The sequence below is a fragment of the Acinetobacter sp. OYA S30 genome (assembly GCF_033599315.1).
In the GTDB taxonomy this organism is placed as follows: Bacteria; Pseudomonadota; Gammaproteobacteria; order Pseudomonadales; family Moraxellaceae; genus Acinetobacter; species Acinetobacter baumannii.
On the sequence record NZ_JAWVAV010000160.1, the window covers coordinates 1 to 368 of the forward strand.

Sequence of the window (368 nt, forward strand, 5' to 3'; positions counted from 1 at the left end):
TCGCGTACTAACTCGCCAGATACGCCGATCATTGTGATTATGCAGCGACTTCATGAAGATGATTTAGCTGGATGGTTGCTAGGTGATAGAAAAGACGGCGTTCCTGTAGCTGGTGGTAACGGTGAAGTGTGGGAGCATCTATGTCTTTCAGCTATTCAGGAAGACGGATCCGCACTGTGGCCAGCAAAACACAATATCCAAAAATTGAGGCTAATGGAGCAAGCAGCACCATATGTATTTGCCGGGCAGTACCGACAAATGCCATCACCGCCAGCAGGCGGTTTTTTTAAGCCCGACAATATTCAAATTGTTGATGCTTTGCCTGCGGATGTATTGAAACAAGTTAGGGCTTGGGATTTTGGGGCTAC

General features: G+C 47.3%; 1 pseudogene. It reads left to right on the top strand.

What is annotated here, in order from left to right:
• Positions 1-368: pseudogene (locus R5R67_RS19620) on the top strand (terminase); the annotation flags it as partial.